Consider the following 5,369-nt stretch of genomic DNA (forward strand, 5'->3'; position numbering starts at 1 on the left):
CAGCTAAATTATGGAGGACAATTTACTCAAAGTGGATGGGAAACAAACACCAAAGAAGTGGTTTATCAAATCAACGAACACCTGGCTTTAGAGTGGTTAATACCTAATAGATTCGGATTGAGTTTTAGCTGGTAAATATTTTCAATCTATCGATATAAATATCATCTCCTTGTTATTGGGAATAGATATTGTATAGAATATATTAATGAGAAAGAAGTTTCGGGTTACAGACTGCAGGTTACAAGTTTTAGATGAATATCAGATGTAGGGGCTTGATTTATCAAATCCGCAAAACACGGGTCGGATAAATCCGACCCCTACATTCAAAATAATGTAAAAACGGGGAATATCGATTCTCCTTTAGGCACGATATATAGCGTGTCCGATCCTAAATTGTGATTTTCTTAAGACAATACGATATACTGACGACTATTCACTAATAACTAACGACTGGTAAAGGACGGGGGAAGCAGTGTACGAAAAAGAGAAAGAATTATTTGCGGAAATGATAGATATTATTGTGAAATTAAGGGGGCCAGAAGGTTGTCTTTGGGACCGAAAGCAGACCTTGGAATCTCTGGCCCCCAATATTTTGGAAGAAGCTGAAGAAGTTTCCCAAGCAGTTAAGAATAAATCTAAAGATAATCTCTGTGAAGAATTGGGGGACTTGTTAATGGTAATTCTTATGCAGATTGAAATTGCTCGGGAAAAAGGTTTATTTAATTATTCCGATGTACTTACTGGAGCAGTAAAGAAATTTATTAGAAGACATCCTCATGTCTTTGGAGATATAAAAGTAAATACTCCCGAAGAAGCTTTAGCACTTTGGAAAAAGATGAAAAGAGCTGAAAAAGAAATAAATAACTAAAAGCTTATTTACTCTCGATAAAAAAAGTATATTTAAATTAAGAAAATTAAATTTAACCTATATAAAATATATGATATAATAATTTAGTATTTAGTGAATAGTCGTTAGTATATAGCAAAGAGATAAGAAGTAAGAAAACAGGAACAAGAAGATTAGATAGCGTAGAGGAGATTAATCAGCCAGAATAAAATACAGTAATAAGTGATGGGTAACAAGTTAAAAGTTTCGAATTACATGTTTCAAAAAGCCTTTATTTACTGTAAACTGATTTTGTATTTTTCATTTACTACTAACGACTAACGACTACTTATTCGGAGAATAAATTCATGCCTGAGAAAAAATCAAAAAAATCTTTACTAAAAATCATATTATTTAGTTTGATTTTTATTATTCTAATTGCAGGAGGATATTTTGCGATTCGGAGTAATCGGGTTAAAAATGAGATAAAATACCAGATCATTTCTAAGATAGAGAGTTCCATTGATCGGGGGGTTTATATTGGGAGTGTTAAAAAATACTCTCTTAAATCGGTCACTTTATCTGATTTTAAGGTATTTAAAAACAGATCATTACTTGATAAGGATAAAATTTTTGAAGCCGAAGAAGTAATTATCGATTATGATCTAAATCTTCTCTCTACCTTAAAAAAGGAGGAGCCACTTAAAATTGGAGACATCACCCTGGTAAAACCCTGGATGACTTTAATTAGGGATAGTCAGGGAGCCTTTGATTTTATGGAAAAATTTAATTTTAGTACGGTTAGTTTGTGTCCAATTAAGGGAGTGAGTGTAAAAGAGGGAAATCTGGAATATATTGATTACAAAACTAACAAAGAAAATGGTCTTTTAACTTCAATAAAGCAATTAAATGGTTATTTTCATTTAGCAGGATTACCCAAAGTGGAATTTAATTGCTCAGCCAATAGAAAAGAAGATGATACTCCTCTTCTTTTGGAGGGTTATTTTTATATTGGAAAAACAGACTATGTACTTGATTTTACTTTTAAAGATGCGGAAATTGCTCACTTCCAATATTATTTTGTTCAGGATGGAGTTCTTACGGTAAAAAAGGGGTTTTTTGATTCGAATTTACGCTTGACTAATAATTTGGGCGGCATATCGGGAAAAGTTATTAATTGGCAGGGGAAAATTTCCGTTAAAGACCTTGATTTATATTCTGATCTTTGGAATAATTTGGAAGTAAAGCAAGTGAATGGTTCAGTCATTTTTGATTCTCAGGAAATCAGCATTGAAAATATTACTGCTATCTGTCAGAACTCTCCTTTTTCCCTCCAGGGAAAGTTAAGCTATGTGGATAAATTTGATTATAATATAAAAATAAAATCTGATGATTTTAAGTTAAGTGATTTAGCAAAAGAAGTCCGAAAATATCTATCTTTATCTGCTGATTTTCCCCTTGAAGGCAAATCTAATTTGGAGATGGAAGTTAGTGGATTAGAAAATAACTTTCAAGTTGAGGGGAAATTATCCGTTAAGGAAGGAATCATTGCAGGTAATGATTTTTTAAATCTATCCGCTGGATTTTATTATGATCCAGCAGGGATTCATCTAAAAGAAATAACAACAGAGACCGCAGGTGGATTAATTAAAGGGACAGGAGGAGTTAATTTAAGCAAGGAAGTTCCTGAATATAACTTTTCTTTCGACTTTTCCCGTCTTGATACCCAAAGTAATCTCCTTAAGCCCCTTGTTGCTAATTATTTGAAAAATGGTACATTGTCAGGAAAAGTAGATCTAAAAGGGAGGATCGATGAAGGAGAAGAAACTAATCTTTTAGCTAAAATAAAAATCGAAAATAATGAATTAGGAAATGTTTTGTTACAAGCAGACGGTACAATTTCTCCAGGTAAGGTTATGGATTTAAAATTAAAAGCTGAGGAAATTAATTTAAAAGGCTTGGGAGAAGCTTTAAATTATAAGGATATTGAGGGACAAGCTAATTTTAGCGGAATATTGAATGGTCTTTTGGAAAATCCCAAGATTAAGGGGAAAATTGAAGTGAGAGAAGGAGAGATATCCGGGCTATCTTTTAATTATTTGGAGGGTAAGGTAGATTATCAGGAACACCTGCTAAAGCTGGAGGATCTTCTTTTTCAGAACGAAGGATTAACCCTTAGAGGTACTGGAAGTACTGATTCTTTCAAAACAAAAAATGAAGTAGAAATAAAAGCAAATTTACAGGTAGAGCAAGCAGATTTAAATGTTTTGGCAAAATATTTTAACCTTGAACTACCACTTTCCGGTATAGCGCAAGGAGATATTTTCATCCAAAGCCATGGATCTCAATTTACAGCAAATGGTGATCTGCAAATAAAAAAAATTAATATAGCAAATTATATAGCAGAGTCTGGGAATCTAACCTTTTCCTTTAAAGATAAAAATATAAATATAAAAAGTTTAGTATTAAGTTCTGGTAAATCTCAGCTCTATGTCCAGGGTGAAGTTAATTTGGAAGAAGGATTCCCCTTGGATCTAAGGGTTAATTTCTTAAACCAGAGGATTGTCCATCTAATGTCCTATTTTTTACCACCGAATTCAATGAGTAAGTTTAGAGGAAAAGCCACAGGTTCTTTAGAGATAAAAGGTGATTGTGCTTCTCCAGATTTATATCTATCCGCCCTGATTGAAGATGCCCAGTTAGAAGGAGTACCCGTAAATTCCATAGAAGTAAAGTTAGATAAAATTGGTTCTGTGGCAAGGATTAATCGCTTAATATTAAGCCAAAGAAAAGGGGAACTTGTAGCCGGAGGATGGATTAATCTTGATGAGAATAATAAAAATTTAGATCTTCACCTTTCAGCAGATAATTTAGATTTAGGGCAATTATCTAATCTTTTTGGTATAGAAGACAAAATTGAAGGTCTGGTGAACTTTAAGGCAGAGGCAACCGGAGATATTGAATTACCAAATATAACTTTATCGACCAAGATTGAAAAGGGGAAATTTCAGGATTTTATTTTCGATAACCTTACTTTTGAAGCCCTCTATAATCAGGGTATCTTGGAGGTTAAGCAATTTATTCTGGATAAAGAAGGTCACCAAATAGAAGGAAAAGGAAAGATCCCTTATGAATTTTCATTTAGAGGCAAAGAAAAAGTTGCCTCAAGTTTAACTAACATTCCCTTAGATTTTGTCCTTACTATGGAGAATACCGATTTAAGTTTTATTAGCATGTTTTTTAAAGAAGATATTAAACAAATCCAGGGTTTAACTAATGCCGAATTAAAACTTTCTGGGACTTTAAACCAACCGATATTAAATGGTAATATCGACCTTAAGGTTGAATTGATAAATCTTTATGCATTTCCCACCGAGATAAGCGACTTAAGTGTTTTAATGCATCTGGAAGATAATTTGGTTAAAATAGATGATATGAATTTCCGGATCGAACAATACAGAATTTATACTTGCGGAGAATTTGCTTTGAAAAACTTGCAACTTCAGGATTTAAATATTAATATATGGAGTAATAAGGAGGAAATTTTATACCAGGACATTTTTAAAGCTCAAGCTGATTTGCAGGCCAAAATGACCGGATTCTTTACCTCTCCGCGCATAGAGGGTAAATTAACTCTTTCTCAGGGAGAATTGAACTGGGGAAAAAATAAAAAAGAAATCCCTTCTAATCCATTAAAATTTTTATCTGAATTAGGTAACCTTAAAGGAGATATCGATCTTGAAGTAAAAATTTTAGATGATTTTATGGCTAAGACCAATGATTTTGATTTGAAATTAGTGGGGAGTCTAAAGGTGCAAGGTGATCTATCTGATCCCAAATTAAATGGGGGATTAGAGATTAAACAGGGCTATGTCACCTTTTTAGATAGGAAATTCAGAGTATCTAAGGGCAAAATGATATTTGCCGATTCTACCGGGGAAGATATGATTTTAGATATAAAAGCAAAGGCTGAAATTGATGACATAGATGTGTTTGTCGATGTAGGCGGAATTCTTGCTCAACCCGTGATTACTTTTAGTTCTTCTCCTGTTTTAAGTGAAAGTGAGATAATTGCTCTATTAATGTTTAATAAAAACTATGCCGGATTAACCGAAGGAGAGATGGGAACAATTTTACAAGAAGAAATGATTAATTTATTAGCTCAAGGATTGAGTATAAGATTTTTAAACCAGATAGAAAATGAAATAGCTAATTCTTTAGGATTGGATGAGTTTAAGATTGAGACCATCTTTAAACAAGAGCAGGATTCTGATTTAGCCTTTATTCCTGGTTTTACTTTAGACAGCTTAGCCCTTAAAATAGGAAAGTATTTTTCCGAAAATTTTTATTTATCCTATTCTGCGCCTTTATTGGAAATGGGAGTAGGCGATTTGGAATTAGAATATAAACTTAAAAATGACCTAACTTTAAGTACGCAAATAGGTTCAGTTGGCTCACAAGATGATACTTATGAATTAAAATTTGAATTAAAATTTGAGTTTTAATAAAATATCAAAAATATGCGAAGGGGGAACATAAAATG

At 32.7% G+C, this 5,369-nt stretch carries 2 protein-coding genes; both read left to right on the forward strand.

Annotation, left to right across the window (positions count from 1 at the left end; all coding sequences use genetic code 11):
- The first annotated feature begins 505 nt into the window (after nucleotides 1-505).
- The gene (locus ENO17_04820) at nucleotides 506-868 is read left to right on the forward strand and encodes a nucleotide pyrophosphohydrolase (protein ID HER24353.1); all 363 of its coding nucleotides are present in this window, start codon (nucleotides 506-508) and stop codon (nucleotides 866-868) included.
- Between the two features lie 326 nt (nucleotides 869-1,194).
- On the forward strand, nucleotides 1,195-5,331 hold the full coding sequence (locus ENO17_04825) for an AsmA family protein (GenBank protein HER24354.1): 4,137 nt from the start codon (nucleotides 1,195-1,197) through the stop codon (nucleotides 5,329-5,331).
- Nucleotides 5,332-5,369 lie beyond the last annotated feature (38 nt).

Source organism: Candidatus Atribacteria bacterium (genome assembly GCA_011056645.1).
Lineage (GTDB): Bacteria > Atribacterota > Phoenicimicrobiia > Phoenicimicrobiales > Phoenicimicrobiaceae > Sediminicultor > Sediminicultor quartus.